The 21,138-nt window shown below is 65.4% G+C and carries 20 protein-coding genes and 1 riboswitch; of the genes, 7 read left to right on the forward strand and 13 right to left on the reverse strand.

Features of this window, described 5'->3' with window-relative positions; translation table 11 throughout:
• The first annotated feature begins 5 nt into the window (after nucleotides 1-5).
• The 3 genes from gspE to ASC93_RS13280 are packed head-to-tail and all read left to right on the forward strand — an operon-like array spanning nucleotide 6 to nucleotide 3,409.
• Complete coding sequence (gene gspE, locus ASC93_RS13270; RefSeq protein ID WP_056442481.1) at nucleotides 6-1,430, forward strand: type II secretion system ATPase GspE; 1,425 nt, start codon at nucleotides 6-8, stop codon at nucleotides 1,428-1,430.
• A 3-nt stretch (nucleotides 1,431-1,433) separates the two neighbouring features.
• A complete protein-coding gene (gspF, locus tag ASC93_RS13275; protein ID WP_056442485.1) occupies nucleotides 1,434-2,654 on the forward strand; it encodes a type II secretion system inner membrane protein GspF in 1,221 nt (406 codons plus the stop codon).
• Nucleotides 2,655-2,665: 11 nt separating this feature from the next.
• A complete protein-coding gene (locus ASC93_RS13280; protein ID WP_056442486.1) occupies nucleotides 2,666-3,409 on the forward strand; it encodes a type II secretion system protein N in 744 nt (247 codons plus the stop codon).
• Nucleotides 3,410-3,422: 13 nt separating this feature from the next.
• Here ASC93_RS13280 and ASC93_RS13285 read toward each other — a convergent pair whose 3' ends face one another.
• Entirely contained in the window at nucleotides 3,423-4,154 is a 732-nt protein-coding gene (locus tag ASC93_RS13285; RefSeq protein WP_056442490.1) for a helix-turn-helix domain-containing protein, read from the reverse strand.
• Between the two features lie 244 nt (nucleotides 4,155-4,398).
• On the opposite strand from ASC93_RS13285, the gene ASC93_RS13290 reads away from it, so the two are divergent.
• A complete protein-coding gene (locus ASC93_RS13290) occupies nucleotides 4,399-4,779 on the forward strand; it encodes a cupin domain-containing protein (protein ID WP_056442653.1) in 381 nt (126 codons plus the stop codon).
• A gap of 60 nt (nucleotides 4,780-4,839) precedes the next feature.
• Here the strand turns inward: ASC93_RS13290 and ASC93_RS13295 are convergent, their stop codons facing one another.
• From ASC93_RS13295 to ASC93_RS13335, 9 genes are all read right to left on the reverse strand, one after another.
• Nucleotides 4,840-5,037, reverse strand: coding sequence for a hypothetical protein (locus ASC93_RS13295; protein ID WP_056442495.1), 198 nt, complete (start codon nucleotides 5,035-5,037; stop codon nucleotides 4,840-4,842).
• Between the two features lie 29 nt (nucleotides 5,038-5,066).
• A complete protein-coding gene (gene hslU, locus ASC93_RS13300; RefSeq protein ID WP_056442497.1) occupies nucleotides 5,067-6,401 on the reverse strand; it encodes an ATP-dependent protease ATPase subunit HslU in 1,335 nt (444 codons plus the stop codon).
• 38 nt (nucleotides 6,402-6,439) lie between these two features.
• On the reverse strand, nucleotides 6,440-6,976 hold the full coding sequence (gene hslV, locus ASC93_RS13305; RefSeq protein WP_056442500.1) for an ATP-dependent protease subunit HslV: 537 nt from the start codon (nucleotides 6,974-6,976) through the stop codon (nucleotides 6,440-6,442).
• A 108-nt stretch (nucleotides 6,977-7,084) separates the two neighbouring features.
• Nucleotides 7,085-8,440: an STAS domain-containing protein gene (locus ASC93_RS13310; protein ID WP_056442504.1), complete on the reverse strand. Its 1,356-nt coding sequence runs from the start codon at nucleotides 8,438-8,440 to the stop codon at nucleotides 7,085-7,087.
• 228 nt (nucleotides 8,441-8,668) lie between these two features.
• Nucleotides 8,669-9,121, reverse strand: a complete 453-nt coding sequence (gene dksA / locus ASC93_RS13315; protein ID WP_056442508.1) for an RNA polymerase-binding protein DksA — start codon at nucleotides 9,119-9,121, stop codon at nucleotides 8,669-8,671.
• Nucleotides 9,122-9,351: 230 nt separating this feature from the next.
• Nucleotides 9,352-10,407 (reverse strand): GTP-binding protein, encoded by a 1,056-nt coding sequence (locus ASC93_RS13320; protein ID WP_056442517.1) that lies wholly within the window; start codon nucleotides 10,405-10,407, stop codon nucleotides 9,352-9,354.
• Nucleotides 10,408-10,519: 112 nt separating this feature from the next.
• Nucleotides 10,520-11,464 carry a tyrosine recombinase XerC gene (gene xerC, locus ASC93_RS13325; protein ID WP_056442519.1) on the reverse strand — a complete coding sequence of 315 codons (945 nt, stop codon included), beginning with the start codon at nucleotides 11,462-11,464 and terminating at the stop codon, nucleotides 10,520-10,522.
• Nucleotide 11,465: 1 nt separating this feature from the next.
• A complete protein-coding gene (locus ASC93_RS13330) occupies nucleotides 11,466-12,143 on the reverse strand; it encodes a DUF484 family protein (RefSeq protein ID WP_056442522.1) in 678 nt (225 codons plus the stop codon).
• Nucleotides 12,144-12,327: 184 nt separating this feature from the next.
• Nucleotides 12,328-13,407, reverse strand: coding sequence for a porin (locus ASC93_RS13335; protein ID WP_056442524.1), 1,080 nt, complete (start codon nucleotides 13,405-13,407; stop codon nucleotides 12,328-12,330).
• A gap of 467 nt (nucleotides 13,408-13,874) precedes the next feature.
• On the opposite strand from ASC93_RS13335, the gene ASC93_RS13340 reads away from it, so the two are divergent.
• Complete coding sequence (locus tag ASC93_RS13340; RefSeq protein WP_056442527.1) at nucleotides 13,875-15,443, forward strand: tetratricopeptide repeat protein; 1,569 nt, start codon at nucleotides 13,875-13,877, stop codon at nucleotides 15,441-15,443.
• A 21-nt stretch (nucleotides 15,444-15,464) separates the two neighbouring features.
• Here the strand turns inward: ASC93_RS13340 and dapF are convergent, their stop codons facing one another.
• From dapF to ASC93_RS13355, 3 genes are read right to left on the reverse strand one after another with little or no spacing between them, the layout of a single operon-like run.
• A complete protein-coding gene (gene dapF, locus ASC93_RS13345; protein ID WP_056442529.1) occupies nucleotides 15,465-16,328 on the reverse strand; it encodes a diaminopimelate epimerase in 864 nt (287 codons plus the stop codon).
• Between the two features lie 25 nt (nucleotides 16,329-16,353).
• The gene (locus tag ASC93_RS13350) at nucleotides 16,354-17,217 is read right to left on the reverse strand and encodes a lysophospholipid acyltransferase family protein (RefSeq protein WP_056442534.1); all 864 of its coding nucleotides are present in this window, start codon (nucleotides 17,215-17,217) and stop codon (nucleotides 16,354-16,356) included.
• Nucleotides 17,214-18,065 (reverse strand): lysophospholipid acyltransferase family protein, encoded by an 852-nt coding sequence (locus ASC93_RS13355; protein ID WP_056442537.1) that lies wholly within the window; start codon nucleotides 18,063-18,065, stop codon nucleotides 17,214-17,216. Before ASC93_RS13355 ends, ASC93_RS13350 begins: the two co-directional genes overlap by 4 nt.
• 178 nt (nucleotides 18,066-18,243) lie before the next feature.
• Here ASC93_RS13355 and metK point away from each other — a divergent pair, with 178 nt between their 5' ends.
• A complete protein-coding gene (gene metK / locus ASC93_RS13360) occupies nucleotides 18,244-19,413 on the forward strand; it encodes a methionine adenosyltransferase (RefSeq protein WP_056442540.1) in 1,170 nt (389 codons plus the stop codon).
• Nucleotides 19,414-19,529: 116 nt separating this feature from the next.
• A riboswitch (S-adenosyl-L-homocysteine riboswitch) is annotated at nucleotides 19,530-19,600 on the forward strand.
• A gap of 28 nt (nucleotides 19,601-19,628) precedes the next feature.
• Nucleotides 19,629-21,044: an adenosylhomocysteinase gene (gene ahcY / locus ASC93_RS13365; protein ID WP_056442541.1), complete on the forward strand. Its 1,416-nt coding sequence runs from the start codon at nucleotides 19,629-19,631 to the stop codon at nucleotides 21,042-21,044.
• Nucleotides 21,045-21,138: the final 94 nt, after the last annotated feature.

Genomic DNA, 21,138 nt, shown 5'->3' on the forward strand with positions numbered 1-21,138 from the left:
AGACGATGAACAACTTGCTGCCCTTCGCATTCGCACGGGATTATGGCGTGCTGGCGCGTTCCAACGGCGACCCGGCGCAAGCCGTCGAAGTGCTGGTCTCGAACGCGACCAGGCCGGCGGCGATCGCCGAGATCTCGCGCCGTTTCGGGCGCATCACCCTGCGGCGGATGGAACGCGCCGAACTGGAGTCGGCCATCGCCGCCGCGTACCAGGGCGGGGGCGGCGACGCCTCGCAGGTCGCGGACGAGTTCGACGCCGACCTCGATCTCACCAAGCTGCTGCAGGACGTGCCCGCGATCGAGGACCTGCTGGAATCGTCCGACGACGCACCGGTCATCCGCATGATCAACGCGCTGCTCACGCAATCGCTGCGCGAAGGCGCGTCGGACATCCACATCGAACCGTTCGAGCAGACGTCCGTCGTGCGCTTCCGCATCGACGGTGCGCTGCGCGACGTCGTGCGTCCGCGCAAGGCCATCCACGCCTCGCTGATCTCGCGTATCAAGATCATGTCGCAGCTCGACATCGCCGAAAAACGCCTGCCGCAGGACGGCCGCATCACGCTGCGCATCGGCGGCAAGCCCGTCGACGTGCGCGTCTCGACCCTGCCGACCGGCCACGGCGAGCGCGCCGTGCTGCGTCTGCTCGACAAGGAAGCGGGCCGCCTCGACCTCAGCCACCTGGGCATGAGCGAGCAGATGCTGCCGCAGTTCGACAAGCTGATCAACCAGCCGCACGGCATCGTGCTCGTCACGGGCCCGACCGGTTCCGGTAAAACGACGACCCTGTACGCATCGCTGTCGCGCCTGAACTCGACGACCACCAACATCATGACGGTGGAGGACCCGATCGAATACGACCTGCCCGGCATCGGCCAGACGCAGGTCAATGCCCGTATCGACATGACCTTCGGTAAAGCCCTGCGCGCGATCCTGCGCCAGGACCCGGACGTGATCATGATCGGCGAGATCCGCGACCTCGAAACGGCCCAGATCGCCGTGCAGGCCTCGCTGACCGGCCACCTGGTGCTGGCGACCCTGCACACGAACGACGCCGCCTCGGCCGTGACCCGTCTGCTGGACATGGGCATCGAGCCGTTCCTGCTGTCGTCGTCGCTGCTGGGCGTGATGGCGCAGCGCCTCGTGCGCAAGCTGTGTTCTCACTGCAAGCGCCAGGAAGGCGGACAGTGGGTGGCGGTCGGCTGCGATCGCTGCGGCCACACGGGCTTCCACGGCCGCGTGGGCGTGTACGAGCTGCTCGAGACGAATGAACATATCCGTTCGCAGATCCACAACCAGGCCGCCGAGGCCGAGATCCGCGACACCGCGCTGAAAGTCGGCATGAAGACGATGCGCGAGGACGGCGCGCGGTGGGTGCACGAAGGCATCACGACCGAAGCTGAACTGGTCCGCGTGACCAAGGCGGATTGATCGATGCCAGCCTTCCGCTATGAAGCCGTCGACGCCGGCGGCGTCACCCGCAAGGGCGTCCTGAACGCCGACAGCCCCCGTGCCGCGCGCGCCGACTTGCGCTTGCAGGGATTGACGCCGCTCACCGTCGAAGCCATCGCGTCTCAGCTCGACGAGAGCGGGGCGGCGCGCGCGCGCGGCTTCGGCGAGCGCCTGTCCCAGATCGAGCTCGCGCTGTTTACGCGCCAGCTCGCCAGCCTGCTGGAAGCGGGCCTGCCGCTCGAGCAAGCCTTCACGGCGCTGCTGGAACAGGCCGAGCGTGCCTACGTGCGCGACCTGATCGCGTCGATCCGCTCGGAAGTGATGGGCGGCGCGTCGTTCTCCAGCGCGCTGGCGCGCCATCCGCGCGACTTCGCCGAAATCTACCGCGCGCTCGTCGCGTCCGGCGAACAGATCGGCCAGCTGTCGCGCGTGCTGTCGCGCCTGGCCGACTACATCGAACGCCGCAACGCCCTCGTGCAGCGGGTGCGCCTGGCCTTCACCTATCCGGCCATCGTCACCGTCGTCGCGTTCGCGATCGTGATCTTCCTGCTGACCTATGTCGTGCCGCAGATCGTGTCGGTGTTCGCCAACACCAAGCAGAAGCTGCCCGTGTTGACGATCATGATGCTCGGCGTGTCGAACTTTACGCGCGCTTACGGGATCTATGTCGCATTGATCGTCATCGCCGCCTGGTTCGCGTGGCGCCGCGCGCTGCAGAACCCGGTGCTCAAGCGCCGCTGGCATACGTGGCTGCTGAACGCGCCCGTGTACGGCAAGTTCGAGCGCAGCCTGAACACGACCCGTTTCGCCAGCACGCTGGCGATCACGACCGGATCGGGCGTGCCCATCCTGCGCGCGCTCGAAACGAGCCGCGACACGTTGTCGAACGTGGCGATGAAGGAATTGGTGGAGCAGGCGACGGCCAGCGTGCGCGAAGGCGTCGGCCTCGCGCGTGCGCTGTCGGCGCAAAAGCTGTTTCCGCCCATGCTGGTGCACATGATCCGCGCCGGGGAGATCACGGGCGAGTTGCCGGCCATGCTCGAACGGGCATCGAATTCGCAGCAGGCCGACCTCGAGCGGCGCGCGCTGACCATCGCCGGCCTGCTGGAGCCGGTGCTGATCCTGGCCATGGGCCTCGTCGTGCTGCTGATCGTGCTGGCCGTGCTGATGCCGATTATTGAAATCAACCAGTTGGTGCAGTAACAAGGAAACCGATGAACAAGCGCTTGCCCTTACTCTTGAGCCTGTTGGGCATGATCCTGTTGGCGGCGTCGCTCGCGTACTGGATCCTGCAGCTGTACCAGCCGCCCCAGCGTCCGCTCGCGGCGGTGCCGCAGGCTGCGCTGCCGGACCCGGCGATCGATGCGGCCGCCACGCTGTTCGGCGGCCAGGTCGCCGTGGCCAGCGCGACCAATTACCAGTTGACGGGCGTCGTGGCGGATGGGCGCAGCAGCGTGGCGATCATCGTTGCCGAGGGTTCGCCGCCCAAGGCGCTGAAGGTGGGCAAGGAAGTGGCGCCGGGCATCACCTTGGCGGAAGTCCATCCGCGTTACGTGATGCTGTCCGATGGCGGCGTGATGAAGCGCGTCGACCTCGCCACGGATACGAAGTCCGCGGCACCGATGGGCGGGCCGGGTGCCGCGGCACCGCAGGCGAATGCCCAGCCGAATTTCCCGCAGCCCCAGCAGATCACGGTCGCACCGGCCGAGCAGCCGACGCAGGGCAACGGCGCGGCCGTGCCTGAACCTGCCGTGCCCGAGCCGCCGATGGCGCCGGGCGCCGTGCAGCCCCAGAATCAGGCTCAGCCGTCGATGACGAATCCGGGCGACGTCGGCGCGCACGACAATCCGCCGCCCGCGAATCCGAATCCGATCAATCCGCCGCCGCCGAACCCGGTCCAGATGCCGCCGCAGACCCGCGCGACCGGCAATCCGGCCGGCCAGACGAACACGCAGTGAGCGGCGCCCGTGTTCAACGCCTGAGTGCGGTGAACGCGGAAAATTCCCACGAACGAAATCCGACCAGCAACGTAAAACCGTCGCGTTCCTGCGGCGGCAGGCGGCGGTCGTTGCGATGCATGCGCGCCAGCTCGCCAGCCAGCTGATGGATTTTTTCCGCCAGCTCGGCGGCGCTCGCCAGCGACAGGCGTGCGGGCAGGCACATCAGGGTTTCTCCCGCGCCGTCGAAGCGGCCGGCGAAATAATCCTCGACGACGTGCGTGCGGAAGAAGCGCTGCACCGGCCCGTCCGGCAGCCAGCGGAAGGCATTCGAGACCCGCAGCGTGTAGCGGTTCAGCGGCTTGAGTTCGATCACACCCAGCCGGTCGAGTTCCACCAGCAAGCCGATGCATTCCGGCTCGGTCAAACGATAGGTTTCGACCACCTGCTCCAGGCTCCAGTGCCCCAGGCAGCAGATCGCGACGAGCAGCAGGCGCGGATTGGCCACGAGCGCGTTTTCCTGGACGAGCGTCAGCGTGTCGGCCTGCGGCCTGGCGTCGGCCGCGCGCCGCAGCACATCCTCCATGGCGATGCCTGCCGCCTGGCAGATCTGGGCCAGGCGCGACAGGGTCATGTCCTTCTGGCCGAACATGCGCTTGATACTCGATTCGCTCATCGCGATGCGGTCGGCCAGCATCTTGTAGGTGATTCCGGCCGCGCGCAGTTCGGCGCGCAGGACGTCCAGCAGCATGTCGGGGGAGCTCATGGGGGTGTCGTTTCTCTCTTTTGTTCGTCAACTCGGCGCTAACGAATGTACAGAAGAAGGCAGGCCAGTTCAAGAAATGTCGAGTCCACGCTGCGATCGCCGTCCGCGCGGAAGCAGGACCGCTTGATGGGGCCGCTTAGCGTCCTGATGCGCATCAAAACATGCCGGAATCCATGCAGCGCCGTCGCTACGCTACTGTCTAATCGACAGACATCGATGCGTGACGACGGAGGCGGAAATGAGCATGAAAACGACGCCGGTCTTTGTGCTGGCGCTGCTGGGCGCGGCCGCATGGGCCCAGGTTGCGGGTGTGCGGCGCACCGACCTGCTGCGGCACGACAGCGTGGTGCCCGGACGGGAAGTCGTCCAGGTGCGCGTCGACGTCGATCCCGGCCATGGCGTGCCCAGGCATACGCATCCGGGCGACGAAGTGCTTTACGTGCTCGAGGGCACACTGGAGTACATGCCCGACGGTCAGGCACCGGTGATGCTCAAGGCCGGGCAATCCGTATTCATCCCGGCCGGCACGATCCATGCGGCCAGAAACCCCGGCACCGGGGACGGGGCGGGCATCGCCACCTATATCGTCGAAAAAGGCAAGCCGCTGATCAAGCTGGCGAAATAGCGGCCGCCGGGCGCCGGGCGCCGGCCGCCGGATCGCCGGCCGCCGGATCGCCGGTGCCGGTCAGTCCTCGTCCGGCTCCAGCTTGGCCTTCTTGAGCGCGCGCTTGGCGGCCAGCCGTTCGCTGGCCGTGGTCTTTTCGTGCGACCCGGCCGCGCGCGCCTTGGCGAAGCCGGCGAACGGGTTGCGGGGTTTGATCGGCGGCGTCGGCTCGACGCGCAGGCGCATCTTCTGCCGGGTTGCCAATGCCTTGTTTGCCATCGCCGCCTCCTTTCCGACCCGTGCCGACCTTACAGCACGTAGCGCGACAGGTCTTCGTTGACCGCCAGCGCATCGAGCCGTTCGTTGACATAGGCCGCATCGATGACGAGCGTCTGGCCCGACTTGTCGGTGGCCGAATACGAGATCTCTTCCAGCAGCTTTTCCATCACCGTGTACAGGCGGCGCGCGCCGATGTTCTCGGTGCGCTCGTTGACGGAATAGGCGATCTCGGCCAGCCGGAGGATGCCCTCGTCGGCGAATTCCAGCTTGACGCCTTCCGTCGCCAGCAGGGCCTCGTATTGCTTGGTCAGGCTGGCGTCCGTCGAGGTCAGGATGCTCTTGAAATCCTCGATCGACAGCGATTCCAGTTCGACGCGGATGGGGAAGCGGCCCTGCAGTTCGGGGATCAGGTCCGACGGCTTGGACAGGTGGAACGCGCCCGACGCGATGAACAGGATGTGGTCCGTCTTGATCATGCCGTATTTCGTGTTCACCGTCGTGCCTTCGACGAGCGGCAGCAGGTCGCGCTGCACGCCCGCGCGCGAGACGTCGGCGCCGCCGTGTTCCGAGCGCGACGCGATCTTGTCGACCTCGTCCAGGAACACGATGCCGTTCTGCTCGACGTTGGTGATCGCCTTCTGCTTCATCTCGTCTTCGTTGATGAGCTTGGCGGCTTCCTCGTCGACGAGCAGTTTCATGGCCTCCTTCACCTTCATCTTGCGGGGCTTCTTGCGGCCCGCCCCGACGCCGGCGAACATCGACTTGATCTGTTCCGTCATTTCCTCCATGCCCGGCGGCGCCATGATTTCCATCTGGGGCGATGCCTCGGCTACGTCGATCTCGACTTCCTTGTCGTCCAGGGCGCCTTCGCGCAGGCGCTTGCGGAAGGTCTGGCGCGTGACATCGCCGCCTTCCTTGTTGTCGCCGCTGACGTTGAAGCCGAAGTCGCGCGCCGGCGGCACGAGGATGTCGATGATGCGGTCTTCGGCCGCGTCCTCGGCACGCTGGCGTACCTTCTTCATTTCGCTGGCGCGGGTCTGCTTGATGCCGATGTCGATCAGGTCGCGGATGATGGTGTCGACGTCGCGGCCGACATAGCCGACCTCGGTGAACTTGGTCGCTTCGACCTTGATGAACGGCGCATCGGCCAGCTTGGCCAGGCGGCGTGCGATCTCGGTCTTGCCGACGCCGGTCGGGCCGATCATGAGGATGTTTTTCGGGGTGATCTCGTGGCGCAGCGGTTCCTCGACCTGCTGGCGGCGCCAGCGATTGCGCAGCGCGATCGATACCGCGCGCTTGGCCTTGCCCTGGCCGACGACGTGCTTGTCGAGTTCCGAGACGATTTCGGACGGAGTCATGTTCATATGTGTGCTCATGAATGCTTGCTTGCGGGAGAGACCGGTCAGTCCAGCGTCTCGATGATGTGCGACATGTTCGTATAGATGCACAGTTCGCCTGCGATGGTCAGCGCTTTCTTGACCACGTCCGCCGGCGCGAAATCCGTGTTTTCCTGCAGGGCCTTGGCGGCCGATTGGGCGTAGACGCCGCCCGAGCCGATCGCGCCGATGCCATCCTCGGGTTCGAGCACGTCGCCGTTGCCGGTGATGATCAGGGTTTTTTCGCGGTCGGCCACGAGCAGCATCGCCTCCAGGCGGCGCAGCACGCGGTCGGTGCGCCAGTCCTTGGCCAGTTCGACCGAGGCGCGCAGCAGATTGCCCTGGTGTTTTTCCAGTTTCGCTTCGAAGCGGTCGAGCAGCGTAAAGGCGTCGGCCGTGCCGCCGGCAAAGCCGCACAGCACCTTGTTCTGGTAGAGCTTGCGCACCTTGCGCGCGGAGCCCTTCATGACGACGTTGCCCAGGGTGACTTGTCCATCGCCGCCGAGCGCAACCTGATTGCCGCGCCGTACGCTGACGATCGTCGTGCCGTGAAATTGTTCCATATTTGCCTCGTGGTTGATCTGCTCATCGCAAGTGGGGATGTCAGATCAAATTGCAAGACTGGATCATATCCAACGATCAATTGACATCCGGCACACACGCCGGCGATGTCAGTACTTGTGCGCGTACAGGCGCACCCGGTCGCCGACGCCGAGCAAGCGCAGCAAGGCGGCGACGAGGTGGTTCAGGTCGCGCAGCACGACGTCGCGCCCGTCCTGGGCCAAGGTGCGTAAATGCACGGCGAGGGCGCTCGCGGCCGCGTAATCGATGCGTGCCAGCCGCGAGCCGTCCAGCACGAGGGCAGGGCGGTCCGCCACGTGGTCGGCGATGGCGGCCAGCAGCGCGGCGCTGGAGCCCCGGATCACGGCCGGTAGCAGGAAGCGGTCGCTTGGCGCCGCCGCGCCTTGCGCCACATGCGGGGGCAAGCTCGCGGCCGCCAGACTGACGGCGAGCTGCGGCGGCGCCTCGAACGACGGCGGCGACACTTCGAAGGTGACGCAATAATCCATTGCGGTCTCCTCGAAATCCTTTTCGCGGTTCGTCAGCAGCAGCAATTCCAGCAGCAGCAACCAGGGCGCTTCGCCGGCGCCGCGGTCGCCAATGGCCAGCATCGGCCGCAGTACGGCGACGAGTTGGTCGGCGCCCGCCAGCACCAGCTCGCGTCCCGCCTTGCGCAGGGCCTGCAGCGCCTCCAGCAGCAGGGCGCAGCCTGGCGGCGTCACCTGGGTAATTGCCTGGAATTCGAACCGGACGAGCGGACTGGGCGAGGCCGCTTGCGCGCGCGCGAGTTGTGCGCGGGCACCGTCGCCGTCGTCCAGGCGGCCGGACAGGCTCGCGGTCGGGATCGCGCCGGAAAACTGGTCGTCCAGCGCGGGCCCGGCGAGCGAGCGCGACGTTTCGGCGAACGGGTGATACGTGGGCGGCGACGTCTCGAAATGGCTGGCGTAGTCGATCGCGATGCTTTCGAACTCGCGGCCCAGGCCCATGATCTGGTACAGGTCGAACAGCATCCACCACGGCAGGCGTTCGCCCGCGCCGCCATTGCTGTCCCGCACACTCGTGCGCAGGAGCAGGGCGGCGGCGTCCAGCTGGTCGTTGGCGTACAGGATCGCGGCTTCCTCGACGACCAGGGCGCTGGACGGCGCGGCGGCCGCGTCCGGCAAGTCATCGGGGCCCAGCAGGAAGTCGGTATTCTGGTCGGCCTGCGGCGAGCCGGCGGCCGGGGGACGCCGGATGCCGCTCCAGGCGTCGTCGTCGAAGATGGCGGAGGTCATCTCCAGTTCGATCTCGTCGATCTTGGCGGCGGTGGCGCGGGCGATTTCACGCTGGCGTTCGCGTTCCGCTTCCGTGTCGAGCGCCAGCCGGGTGACGGGGCCGGCCGCGAGCGGATTGTCGTGGCGCGGACGTGCAGCCGCTCCCGCAAGCGGCGCGTCGCCTTTTTTCTTCAGGAAATCGAAGAGCCCCATTACGTCCTTGTCTGCCGCGCAGCGGCGCCCGGTCATTTGCCGGTCGAGACATTAGCATGGCGGCGCGGATGACACGGTGCGCACGCCTGAGCTGTGTCAAGTTGTCGGCGATCCTTCCAGTGTATCTGATAGGAAATAACTCGTGCGCACAAACCCGTGCCCGTCACGGGCCCCAAAAACAAAAAAGCATGCGGCGAGCGCATGCTTTTTCATTGGCGCGCACGGCGATCAGTCACCGTACAGTTTCTGCTTCAGCTCGCGGCGCTGCTGGGCTTCCAGCGACAGCGTCGCCGTCGGGCGGGCGATCAGGCGGGGGATACCGATCGGTTCACCGGTTTCTTCGCACCAGCCGTACTCGCCGGAGTCGATCGATGCCAGCGATTGCTGGACCTTCTTGAGCAGCTTGCGCTCGCGGTCGCGGGTGCGCAGTTCCAGCGCATGCTCTTCCTCGATGGTGGCGCGGTCGGCCGGATCGGGAACGAGCACCGTCTCGCGCAGGTGTTCCGTCGTTTCGCCTGCGTTTTTCAGCAGTTCCTTTTCGAGTTCCTGCAGGCGGTTCTTGAAGAACGCCAGCTGGGCCGGGTTCATGTAGTCGTCGTCGCTCATGGCCCGAATTTCTTCTTCCGTCAGGAGGCGTTCTTCGGGCTGCGCAACGGTATTCGGTTTCGTTGTTTTAGTCATGACTTCACTTACCTTTGATACGACAGAGTTTCCATTTTATCAGCTAACTCAGCGCTTACCGTTGTTACGGTGCGCGCCGGCCGGCTGCCGTAACGGCCCGGTTTCCCGGGCCTGCCCCATGCCCGACCGTGCGGGCGGGGCTGTCCAGTCGTTCACCACAGGGTGCATGCAGGTCAACTATACCGAGCGAAGGGCGGACCGCGCAAAGAGCACCATAGAACCGGAGTAGTTTATACCAAACACTGTTCCAATCCGCGAATAAAGACATCTTTCGGTAAATTTTTACCAATAAACACCATCTTACTCCCGCGCGCTTCGCCATCCGCCCACTTTGCACCGAGGTCGCTGCCCATGATTTGATGCACGCCTTGGAAGACGACCTTGCGGTCGGCGCCGGCCATCGACAGCACGCCCTTGTAACGCAGCATGTTCGGGCCGAACACTTGGACCATGCTGCCGAGGAATTGATCCAGGCGCTCGGGGTCGAAGGCGCGCTCGCTCTTGAACACGAAGGCCGCGATGTCGTCGCTGTGGTGGCCGTGATGGTGGTCGTGGCTGTGGTCGCAGGCTTCCGTGTGCACGTGGTCATGATCGTGATCATGATCGTGGCCGTGTTCGTGCGCTTCGTCGGAAGTGAGGAAGGCCGGGTCCAGCTCCAGCTTGTCGTTCAGGTTGAAACCGCGCAGGTCGAGCACGTCGCCGATCGGGGCGCGGCCGAAATCCGACGTGCTGATCGGTGCACGCGGATTGATGCGGCGGATGCGCGCCTTGAGCGCGTCGACGGCGGCGGCATCCACGAGGTCGGTCTTGGACAGCAGGATCTTGTCGGCGAACCCGACCTGGCGCTGGGCTTCCTCGTGGCGGTCCAGCTGGTCCATGGCGTGGCGCGCGTCGACGACGGTCACGACGGCATCGAGCAAATAGTGGGCGCCCACTTCCTCGTCGACGAAGAACGTCTGCGCCACCGGGCCCGGATTGGCGAGGCCCGTGGTTTCGATGACGACGCGATCGAAGTTGATTTCGCCGGCTTCGCGCTTGCGCGCCAGATTGGTCAGCGCCACGATCAGGTCGCCGCGCACGGTGCAGCAGATGCAGCCGTTGTTCATCTCGACGATCTGCTCGCTCGAATCCTGCACGAGGATTTCGTTGTCGATGTTTTCCTGGCCAAACTCGTTTTCGATGACGGCGATGCGCAGGCCGTGCTCTTCCTGCAGGATACGATTGAGCAACGTGGTTTTGCCGGCGCCGAGGAAGCCGGTCAGGATGGTGCTGGGGATCAATTCCATATGTCGCTGTCCAAGGGTGTGAGCCGTTCCGGCTGCGGAGAATCGGAAGATTATGCCGGAATTTGCGAATCGTCACCACCCGCCATGCCGCGCCTGCCAGGCGGGGTACGGCTTACTTGCGCTTGGCGCGCGGATGGGCCTTGTCGTAGACGGCGGCCAGGTGCTGGAAGTCGAGCGACGTGTAGATCTGGGTCGAGGTGATGCTGGCATGGCCCAGCAGTTCCTGCACGGCGCGCAGGTCGCCCGAGGATTGCAGCAGGTGCGAGGCGAACGAATGGCGCAGCACGTGCGGGTGCACGTGGACGGGCATGCCGGCCTTCTGCGCATGGATCTTCAGGCGGTTTTGCACGACGCGCGGGCTGATGCGCGTGTCGCGCGTCGACAGGAACAGGGCGGCGCTGCCGTCGCGTGCCGGCGGACGCACGGCCAGCCACGCCGCCAGCGCCGCGCGGGCCGGACCGCCGACGGGCACGCGGCGCATCTTGTTGCCCTTGCCGGTCACGACCACTTCCTGCGCTTCGAGTTCCAGCCAGCCGAGCGACGCAGGCTGGCCATCCCTGGCGGGGACGTGGTGGACGTCGAGTCCGGTCAGTTCGGACACCCGCAGGCCGCTCGAGTACAGCAGTTCGAACATGGCGCGGTCGCACAACTCCGCCGGTTCGGCATGGCCGGGCCTCGTCTTTTCCATGAGTTGCACGGCATCGTCGACGGCCAGTGCCTTGGGCAGCCGCTTGGGGCGGCGTGGCGCGCGCACGCCGTCGGCCGGGTTGGCCGCCAACGGAAGCTGGCGCGACAGCCAGTCGAAGAAGCCGCGCCAGCCGGACAGTTTGCGCGCGATCGACGCGGCGCTCTGTCCCTCGGCATGCAGTTTCGCGGCGAAGCGGCGGATGTCGAAATGGGTCAAGGTCGGCCAGTCGGCCTGGCCCGGCAGGTTGGCGAGCCGGGCCAGTTCGGCCAGGTCGCGGCCGTAGGCGGCGATCGTGTGCCCGGACAGCTGGCGCTGCGTTTTCAGCTCCGCCAGGTAGCGGCCGGTCCAGTCGTCGGCCGGCGTGTCCATGTCAGGCGAGCAGTGGGGCGAGGGCGGTGCTGGCCGTCTCGCCGATGTGGACGAGGAAATCCGTCGCCATCGAGGCGCTGAAGCGTTCCAGATCCGGAGAGCCGAGCACGAGCAGGCCGAAGGCGCTGCCGCCGGCGCGCAGCGGCAACAGCACGGTCGAGCGCACCGCGTCCGCCGCGGCCGGCTCGGCGCCTGCGAGCCAGCCGACCGCTTCGAATTCCTTGTTCGGACCGCAGTAGGGCGCGCGCAGGCTGCTGGCGAACAGGCGCACGTCCTCGGACACGCCGTTCGTATACCAGGTGCCGGCGTGCTCGGGCGTCAGTTTCCACAGGCGCAGCGTGGCTTGCGGCACGATGAAATGCTTGACCAGGCCGTCGGCCACGGCGCTCGGGATCTCATCGTGTGCACGGGTGCGCAGCAATTGCTGGGTCCAGCCGTGGAAACGGTTCGCGATGGCCGCGTTTTCCTCGGCGTGGCGCGCCAGCTCGGACATGCGCAATTCCAGAACCCGGTACTTGTCGCGCATGACTTCCATCTGGCGCTCCTGCAGCGATACCGCACGGCCCGTCAGTGGGCTCGACAGTTTTACTTCGCCCAGCAGGGCGGCGTGCTCGACGAAAAACTGCGGATGGTCGACCAGGTATTGGGCGATGGCGGTGGAATCCAGTGATGCGGTCATGTGCGGCTTGCGAGATGGGTAGACCATTCATTTTAACCGACAGCAATGGGTCGTCACGGATTTCCTGTTGGCACTGTACCGCAGCCGCATCATCGAAGCGGCGCCGGATGCAACAAGGGCGGACCCGGTTGCCCAGGTCCGCCCTTGCGGTGCGGCACAGCGGGGTTGCCCCCGCGTGGTCAGCTTAGAACGAGTGGTTCAGGCCCACGTCGTAGTGGTTGACGGTCGGGGTGCCCGAAGCCGCGCCGGTCGCCTGGCTGAAGATGTTCGTCTTGCGCGAAGCATCGACGTACAGGTACGTACGCTTCGACAGGCTGTATTCGTAGCCCAGCGAGTACTGGCGGGTGATCAGGTCGTGCAGGCGGAAGTTCTCGTCCTGCTTCTTGATACCGAAGCCGGCCAGGACTTTGCCCGGGCCCACAGCGTAGGTTGCACCGATCTCGGCGCCCTTGATGGTCGGACGCTGGGTGTTGGTGTGCTCCATGTTCTGGTGCGAGTAGGTACCCATCAGTTTCAGTTCCGGGGTCACCGAGAACGAACCTGCGACCGACCAGACCTTCGATTCGACGGCGTTGCGCTCGTAAGCCAGCATCGCGGCGGCCGGACCGTTGTTGTAGGTGCCAGCGATCGAGAACGGGTTGGCCGAAGCCTGCTGGCCTGCCGTGTAGCTGGCAGCGCCGGCGCCGACGCCGGTCAGGCTGCCGCCGTTGGCTTCTTTCGAGGCCCACGAAGCGTTCACCTGGAAGCCGTTCGAGACCGGCGAGTTATAGAAGATCGCGTTCGAGATACGGTTGCTGTTCGGCGAGCCGCCGCCGGTGTTGACGTCCAGCGGAGCCGAGTTGAAGCCGGCGACGCTGATGTCGGTGTAGAAACCGGCCGGGGATGCCAGGCCGTGCCACGGCTCGAACGAACCGACGATTTCCTGGAACGGGGTCAGGCCACGGCCCAGGCGGACCATACCGAAGTCGCCCTGCAGGCCGACGCGGGTCTGGCCCTGGAACAGCGGACGGCCGTTGTTTTCGTTGGTGCCGGTGTCCGGGTCGTAACGCATTTCGACTTGGAACAGTGCTTTCAGGCCGTTGCCCAGGTCTTCAGTACCTTTGAAGCCCAGGGTGTTGGAGGCGCGCTTGCCGATGTTCAGGGTCTGGTCGGTGCGCTTGACCATGCCGACGTCGATGGTGCCGTAGATTTGCACAGCGGTTTGAGCTTGCGCCACGCTAGCGAATGCGCCCAGCAGAGCGGCTGCGACGAGGGTTTTTTTCATCTATTTTTGTCCTAAAAAGTGAATCGAAGGAATCCAGAGAGCATTGAGATTTTTATTAGTTGCTGAACACTCGGATGTGTGAACCTTAAATGCTTAATGCGTCAAGATTGTTTGATTTGTCAATTATGACTGTTGCACTTGGTCGAAAGCCAATAAATCCAATCGTGCTGTTGTATTTTCGAAACGGCCGTGGTGGCGGCAGGGGCGCACCTTAAGCCTCGTTTAAGTTTCCAAACACCATCATTCGGTCCCCGTACCACGGCAGGGTTTGTGCGGGCTCAAAGGCCTTTGGAATCGCAGGCGAATCGTGCCGACGCGGCTTTAGACTCTGGCCCATCCGACGCCCATTGCTACCGCAGTGCGCGCCACATGAGCTCATCGGTAGCGCATCGTAGGCGATCTTGTGCGCATCTGCGTGCATTGTGTTGCGTACATTTCCTAGGCGTCTCAAACATCAGAAGAGAACGATGGCAAATCGTGAAGAACTGGCGGTCATCCGCGGCGCACGCGCCGGACGCGCCGAATCGCAACTGGCCCTGGGCCGGCTCTATCTGTTCGGCAGCGCCGGGCTGCCCAGGAGCCTGCCCACAGCCCTCCATTGGCTCGACCGTGCCGCGCAGCAAGGTTGTGCAGAAGCATGGAATTTGATCGGCAACCATATTCCGGTCGATCTCGCGCGTAACAATTCACAGTCGGTCACCGGCTGGTACGAACGAGCGTACGACGGCGGGCTCGTGCGCGCCGGGCTCGCCTATGCCCAACTGGTGCTGGGCGCGGCGCGCGCCGGCCGGTGCACGCCGGCCGAGCGCACCAAGGCCCTGCGGGCCCTGGAAGACGCGGCCCGTGCCGGCTTCCCTGAAGCGCAGTGGCTGCTCGCGCGCGAACATGGCGCTGCTCCGCCCGAGACGGACGAGCCGGCCGTCCGCGCGCCCGTGGCCAGCCCGGCCGGCCAGCGCTGGTTGCGCCAGGCGGCCGACAGCGGCGTCGGCGCCGCGCAGTTCGCGCTGCTGGAACAGGACTGGACAGCCGGCCGCTGGTCCGCGTGGCTGGAGCGTGCGCTCCCGCTGGCGCGTGTCCTGGCCGGTTCCGACGCCGCCCAGGACCACGCGGCGGCCCGGCTGGCGCCGGACGAGGTGCAGCTGCTGTCGCGCTGCGCCCGGCTGGCCGAAGCAAACGAGGCGCCGCACGACGTCAGCCAGGACGAATTGCTCAGGTTTTGGGAAATCGCTGCCGCCGAGCAGGACCGCCATGCCCAGTTCGCGCTCGGCCTGTGGTGCGCCCGCATGCGGGTCGACGGCAAGCGCATTCCCGGCAGCCACGGCGCGGCCAATTTCAAGAAGGCCGTGCGCTGGCTGACGCAGGCCGGCGAGCAGGGCCTGGCCGAGGCCTGGTACGCCTTGTCGCGCATCTATATAAAACCGGAATTTTCGCAGCGTAACGTCCTGGAAGCGCAGAAATACCTGGAGCGTGCGGCCGAGATGGGCTATCGCGATGCCCAGCTCGAATGCGGGAACGCGGCGTGGCGCGCGCGGCGCGAGAACGAGAACAACGATGTGCGTGCCCTGTTCTGGCTGCAAAAGGCGGCGCAGCAGGGCTGCCCCAAGGCCGTGGCCGCCTTGCGCAAGCTGGCGCCGCGCCAGCCCGGCGCCTGGGCGGACATGGAGGCGCTGATGGCGGGACGGGACCTCGCGGCCCATCCGCTGCTGGCCGTGCGCCTGGAGCTGGCCGTGGCCTTCGGCCTCAGCCGGGCCGAGGCGCTGCTGCTGGATATCCGCAATGCCGACCGCGGCCACTGCCTGGTGATCGACATCCGCGCCAGCTACGGGCGCAGCCGGCGCCGTTTGATCTCGGTGGAAACGGCGCCGGAGCGCCAACTGCTCGACCGCGCGGCGCTCGTGTTCGAGAGCGTCGATTGCGGCCCGGGCGGTCCGGAAGGGAATTATCGCCAGCGCCTGTACCGGTTGCGCAGCCTGTTGCCCGACACGGATGGCGTCGACCCGGGCGCCGACGATGGAAATTACTCACTGGCCGCCTGAGGGCAAGCGGCCAGTCCTGCGTCAGATGTCGATCTCGCCTTCGAACACGGTTTCGGCCGGACCACTCATATAGACGGGCTGGCCCTCGCCGGCCCAGCGGATGGTCAGCTGGCCACCGCGCGCCTGTACCTGCACAGGCGAATCCAGCAGTCCACGCCGGATGCCGGCCACGACGGCGGCGCAGGCGCCGGTACCGCAGGCCAGTGTCTCGCCGGCGCCGCGTTCGTAGACGCGCAGCTTGACGCGGCCGCGGTCCACGATCTGCAGGAAGCCGGCATTCACGCGCCGCGGAAAGCGCGGGTGGTGCTCGATCTGCGGGCCGGTCTCGAGGACGGGCGCCGCGTCGACGTCGTCGACGACTTGCACCGCGTGCGGATTGCCCATCGACACCGTCGACACGAGCACGGTCTTGTCCTGTCCCTTGTGCGAGACGGTGATCGGCCACAGGGTGTCGCGTCCTTCGGCGACGCCTTCCAGGCCGGCGGCATCGAACGGCACCCGGGCCGGTTCCAGGATCGGGGCGCCCATGTCCACCGTGATGCTGCCGTCGTCTTCCAGGCGCGGGGTGATGATGCCGCTCATCGTTTCGACGCGGATGCTGCGTTTATTCGTCAGCCCCTTGTCGCTGACGAAGCGCACGAAGGCGCGCGAACCGTTGCCGCACTGCTCGACCTCGCCGCCGTCGTTGTTGTAGATGCGGTAACGGAAATCGCTGTCCGCCGCGGCCGGGCGCTCGACGATCAGGATCTGGTCGGCGCCGATGCCGAAGCGGCGGTCGGCCAGGCGGCGCCATTGTTCAGGGCCGAGGTCGAGTTGCTGGTTGATCGCATCGATCACGACGAAATCGTTGCCGGCGCCGTGCATCTTGGTGAACTTGAGTTTCATGGTATTCCTGATGTTGCTAGCGGTATTAATCGTAGAACGAAGGTTCGCCGGGCGGCCGGGTCTTGAAGCGTTTGTGCGTCCAGAAATACTCGGCCGGATGTTCGCGCACGCGGTCCTCGATGAAGGCGTTCATGCGGCGGGTGGCGGCGATGATGTCGTCGCCCGGGAAATCGTCCCATGCCGGATAGAACTCTACCCGATAGCCTTTGTAGTTGGGCAAGAACGTGGCCACGACCGGGATGACCTTGGCGCCGGTCGCGCCCGCCAGTCGGCCGAGTGCCGTCAAGGTCGCGGCCGGGACGCCGAAGAATGGGACGAAGGCGGCGTCCTTCTCGCCGAAATCCATGTCCGGCAGCATGAAATACGGCATTTTTTCGCGCAGTGCGCGGATGATCGGCTTGATGCCGTCGCTGCGGGTAAACAGGCGTACCGGGCCGTAGCGTTCACGGCCGTAGCGCAACAGGTCGTCGAACGCCTTGTTCTTTTGCGGCGCGTACATGCTCGACAGCGGCACGACGCGCGACGCCACGCCGGCCACGTCCAGGCAGACGAAATGGGGACAGAACAGGATGACCGGTTCGGTCTCCAGCTGGGCTTTCGGCACGGCCGGGACGACGTCGATCAGGCCGTGGACGCGCTCGAGCGGCGCCCACCAGATCAGCGAGCGCTCCAGAATGCTGCGCGAATACGCCATGAAGTGGCGCTTGGCGATGTCGACCCGTTCCGCTTCGCTCCGTTCCGGCATGCACAGGCGCAGGTTGATCAGGGCGATCTTGCGGCGCTTGGGGATCGCGTAATACATCAGCCAGCCGATGGTGTTGCCGATGCGGCCGAGGACAGGCAGCGGCAGGAAGTGCAGCAGCCACAACAGGAAAATCAGGAACCTCATGCGACGGTCTCGGCTTGCGGTGCTGCAACGCCTTGCGGCTTCTTGTAGCGGTTGTAACTCCAGAAATACTGGGCGGGGCAGAAGGCGATGAGTTTTTCCATCTGGCGGTTGATGCCGGCGGCCTGCTGGGCGGCGTCGCCTTCCAGCGACCCGTCGAACGGCACGAAGCGGATCGCGAAACCGCGGCCGCGCGGCAGGCGTTCCGCGTACACGGTCAGGATGTCGGTCTTGCCCAGCTGCGCCAGCTTGGCGGGCAGCGTCATCGTATAGGCGTCACGCCCGAAGAAGGGGGCCCACACGCCTTCGCCTTCCTGCGGCACCTGGTCCGGCAGCACGCCCACCGGCTGGCCGGCCCGCAGGGCCTTGACGAGCATGCGCACGCCGGACAGGTTGGCCGGCGCCAGGTGCATGTGCTGGCGTGCGCGCGCGCCCTCGACGAGGGGTTTCAGGGCGCTTTGGCGCGGCGGGCGGTACATGACCGTCAGTTCGACCCGCAGCGACACCTGCTGGGCCGTCAGCTCGAAGCAGCCCAGGTGCGGCGTGAGGAAGACGATGCCGCGGCCGGCGTCGAGCTGGCGCTGGACCAGTTCCCAGTTTTCCATGATGACGTGGCGGGTGACGCGTTCCTGCGGCGCGCACCAGACGAAGGGCAGCTCGGCGATGGCCTTGCCGGATTCGGCGATCGCTGCGTGCAAATGGCCGCCATAGCCGGCCCGCTCGAGGTTGTCGCGCAGGCGCCGGCGGTGCGACGGCGATAGGAGATAGACAATCCAGCCGAGCGCCGCGCCGAGCGCGTGGAGCGCGCGTAGCGGAAAAAACGACAGGATCCGAAACAAAAGAACAAGCATTTATTGATTTAGGGTAGAGAACCGACGAGTTGCTGTGCCAGAATTTTTAGAGGAGCGTAAAATACCATTTGTAGCATCCGCGGAGTTAATGACAACTTGCGAAGCGGAATATAAATATCGCTAAAGCGTCGCAGGCTTTGATGCTGCGGCAATTTTCATAACAGTATCAGGAGCCTTAATGTCTTCCAACGACTACCTCTTCACTTCCGAATCCGTTTCGGAGGGCCACCCGGACAAAGTCGCCGACCAGATTTCCGACGCCATTCTCGACGCCATCCTGGAGCAGGATCCGCGCGCGCGCGTTGCCGCGGAAACGCTGTGCAACACGGGTCTGGTGGTTCTGGCCGGGGAAATCACGACGCACGCAAACGTCGATTATATTCAAGTTGCGCGCAACACCATCAAACGCATCGGTTACGACAACACCGATTTCGGCATCGACTACAAGGGTTGCGCCGTACTGGTCGCCTACGACAAGCAATCGCCGGACATCGCGCAGGGCGTCGATGAAGGCGCGGGCATCGACCTCGACCAGGGCGCCGGCGACCAGGGCCTGATGTTCGGCTACGCCTGCGACGAAACGCCGGAACTGATGCCGGCCGCGATTTATTATGCGCACCGCCTGGTCGAGCGCCAGTCGCAGCTGCGCAAGGATGGCCGCCTGCCGTGGCTGCGTCCGGACGCCAAGTCGCAGGTCACGCTGCGTTACGTCAACGGCCGTCCGGTGTCCGTGAACACCGTCGTGCTGTCGACCCAGCACGCGCCGGAAGTCAGCCACAGCCAGATCGAGGAAGCGGTGATCGAGGAGATCATCAAGCCGGTGCTGCCGCGCGAGTGGTTGCAGGATACCCGCTACCTGGTCAACCCGACCGGCCGCTTCGTCATCGGCGGCCCGCAGGGCGACTGCGGCCTGACCGGCCGCAAGATCATCGTCGACACGTATGGCGGCGCGGCACCGCACGGCGGCGGCGCGTTCTCCGGCAAGGACCCGTCCAAGGTCGACCGCTCGGCCGCCTACGCCGCGCGCTACGTCGCCAAGAACGTCGTGGCCGCCGGCCTGGCGCGCCAGTGCCAGGTGCAGGTCAGCTACGCGATCGGCGTCGCCCGTCCGATCAACATCACCGTCTACACGGAAGGCACCGGCGTGATTTCGGACGAGAAGATCGCCGAACTGGTGATGGAACACTTCGACCTGCGCCCGAAAGGCATCGTGCAGATGCTCGACCTGCTGCGCCCGATCTATACCAAGTCGGCCGCCTACGGTCACTTCGGCCGCGAAGAGCCGGAATTCAGCTGGGAGCGTACCGACAAGGCCGCGCTGCTGCGCGCCGAAGCCGGCCTGGCGTAAAGCCGGCTCAACTTGGGCCCCCGCCTGCGCGGGGGCGACGGCTCGATGCGTGTTGCTTTATGCAGTCGTCCCCGCGCAGAGGGGGCCCAAGTTCGCCACACCGTGTTAAACTAATGAATTCCGAGGAGCGTTGCGACGAAAGATTCTCTTTCGCCAGGCTCGGATATCAACACCGCGCTCACGTTACTTTTTTCTTAACTTGAAAGGAGGGCGTGATGAGCGCCGTACTCAAAAACACTTCCCGGGACTTCCTCGTGGCCGACATCGGCCTTGCCTCGTGGGGCGAAAAGGAAATCCGCATCGCCGAAACCGAAATGCCGGGCCTGATGGCCATCCGCGAGGAATACGCGGCCAGCCAGCCCCTGAAGGGCGCGCGCATCGCCGGTTCGCTGCACATGACCATCCAGACCGCCGTGCTGATCCGCACGCTGGAAGCCCTCGGCGCGCAAGTGCGCTGGGCGTCGTGCAACATCTACTCGACGCAGGACCACGCCGCCGCCGCCATCGCCTCGGTCGGCACGCCGGTGTTCGCCGTCAAGGGCGAGACCCTGGACGAGTACTGGGAATACACCCATCGCATCTTCGAATGGCCGGGTGACAACCACGCCAACATGATCCTCGACGACGGCGGCGACGCCACGCTGCTGCTGCACCTGGGCGTGCGCGCCGAGAAAGATATCTCGGTGCTGGACAAGCCGGGTTCGGAAGAAGAGATCTGCCTGTTCAACGCGATCAAGGGCCGCCTGGCCGCCGATCCGCAGTGGTACTCGAAGCGCCTGCCGGAAATCAAGGGCGTGACGGAAGAGACCACGACTGGCGTGCACCGCCTGTACCAGATGCACGCGGAAGGCAAGCTGGCGTTCCCCGCGATCAACGTCAACGACTCCGTGACCAAGTCGAAGTTCGACAACCTGTACGGCTGCCGCGAATCGCTGGTCGACGGCATCAAGCGCGCGACCGACGTCATGATCGCCGGCAAGATCGCCGTCATCGCCGGCTATGGCGACGTGGGCAAGGGCTCGGCTCAGGCCATGCGCGCGCTGTCGGCCCAGGTCTGGGTCACCGAGATCGACCCGATCTGCGCCCTGCAGGCCGCGATGGAAGGCTATCGCGTCGTGACGATGGACATGGCCGCCGAACACGGCGACATCTTCGTCACCTGCACCGGCAACTACCACGTGATCACCGAGCAGCACATGGCGCGCATGAAGGACCAGGCGATCGTCTGCAACATCGGCCACTTCGACAACGAAATCGAAGTCGCCGCGCTGCGCAAGTATGAGTGGGAAAACATCAAGCCGCAGGTCGACCACATCATCTTCCCGGATGGCAAGCGCATCATCCTGCTGGCCGAAGGCCGCCTCGTGAACCTGGGCTGCGGCACGGGTCACCCGTCGTACGTGATGAGCTCGTCGTTCGCGAACCAGACGATCGCCCAGATCGAACTGTTCTCCAATACCGCCGCCTACCCGGTCGGCGTGTACACGCTGCCGAAGAAGCTGGACGAGAAAGTCGCCCGCCTGCAGCTGCGTAAGCTCAACGCCCAGCTGACCGAGCTGACGGACGAGCAGGCCGCCTATATCACGGTGAGCAAGGAAGGCCCGTACAAGCCGGAACACTACCGTTATTGATCTGGTAAGCTCTTCCGTGAATTGACGCCGCGCACCCTCGGATTCCATCGTCGAGGGTGCCGGCGTGCTGGACAACCTCTCACGAAAGACACAG

Origin of the sequence: Massilia sp. Root335 (assembly GCF_001425685.1) — a bacterium.
Lineage (GTDB): Bacteria > Pseudomonadota > Gammaproteobacteria > Burkholderiales > Burkholderiaceae_D > Telluria > Telluria luteola.

Coding starts and splice junctions, on each gene's coding strand:
- gspE (WP_056442481.1), top strand. CDS start 6: ATGAACAACTTGCTGCCCTTCGCATTCGCACGGGATTATGGCGTGCTG.
- gspF (WP_056442485.1), top strand. CDS start 1,434: ATGCCAGCCTTCCGCTATGAAGCCGTCGACGCCGGCGGCGTCACCCGC.
- ASC93_RS13280 (WP_056442486.1), top strand. CDS start 2,666: ATGAACAAGCGCTTGCCCTTACTCTTGAGCCTGTTGGGCATGATCCTG.
- ASC93_RS13285 (WP_056442490.1), bottom strand. CDS start 4,154: ATGAGCTCCCCCGACATGCTGCTGGACGTCCTGCGCGCCGAACTGCGC.
- ASC93_RS13290 (WP_056442653.1), top strand. CDS start 4,399: ATGAAAACGACGCCGGTCTTTGTGCTGGCGCTGCTGGGCGCGGCCGCA.
- ASC93_RS13295 (WP_056442495.1), bottom strand. CDS start 5,037: ATGGCAAACAAGGCATTGGCAACCCGGCAGAAGATGCGCCTGCGCGTC.
- hslU (WP_056442497.1), bottom strand. CDS start 6,401: ATGAACATGACTCCGTCCGAAATCGTCTCGGAACTCGACAAGCACGTC.
- hslV (WP_056442500.1), bottom strand. CDS start 6,976: ATGGAACAATTTCACGGCACGACGATCGTCAGCGTACGGCGCGGCAAT.
- ASC93_RS13310 (WP_056442504.1), bottom strand. CDS start 8,440: ATGGGGCTCTTCGATTTCCTGAAGAAAAAAGGCGACGCGCCGCTTGCG.
- dksA (WP_056442508.1), bottom strand. CDS start 9,121: ATGACTAAAACAACGAAACCGAATACCGTTGCGCAGCCCGAAGAACGC.
- ASC93_RS13320 (WP_056442517.1), bottom strand. CDS start 10,407: ATGGAATTGATCCCCAGCACCATCCTGACCGGCTTCCTCGGCGCCGGC.
- xerC (WP_056442519.1), bottom strand. CDS start 11,464: ATGGACACGCCGGCCGACGACTGGACCGGCCGCTACCTGGCGGAGCTG.
- ASC93_RS13330 (WP_056442522.1), bottom strand. CDS start 12,143: ATGACCGCATCACTGGATTCCACCGCCATCGCCCAATACCTGGTCGAC.
- ASC93_RS13335 (WP_056442524.1), bottom strand. CDS start 13,407: ATGAAAAAAACCCTCGTCGCAGCCGCTCTGCTGGGCGCATTCGCTAGC.
- ASC93_RS13340 (WP_056442527.1), top strand. CDS start 13,875: ATGGCAAATCGTGAAGAACTGGCGGTCATCCGCGGCGCACGCGCCGGA.
- dapF (WP_056442529.1), bottom strand. CDS start 16,328: ATGAAACTCAAGTTCACCAAGATGCACGGCGCCGGCAACGATTTCGTC.
- ASC93_RS13350 (WP_056442534.1), bottom strand. CDS start 17,217: ATGAGGTTCCTGATTTTCCTGTTGTGGCTGCTGCACTTCCTGCCGCTG.
- ASC93_RS13355 (WP_056442537.1), bottom strand. CDS start 18,065: ATGCTTGTTCTTTTGTTTCGGATCCTGTCGTTTTTTCCGCTACGCGCG.
- metK (WP_056442540.1), top strand. CDS start 18,244: ATGTCTTCCAACGACTACCTCTTCACTTCCGAATCCGTTTCGGAGGGC.
- ahcY (WP_056442541.1), top strand. CDS start 19,629: ATGAGCGCCGTACTCAAAAACACTTCCCGGGACTTCCTCGTGGCCGAC.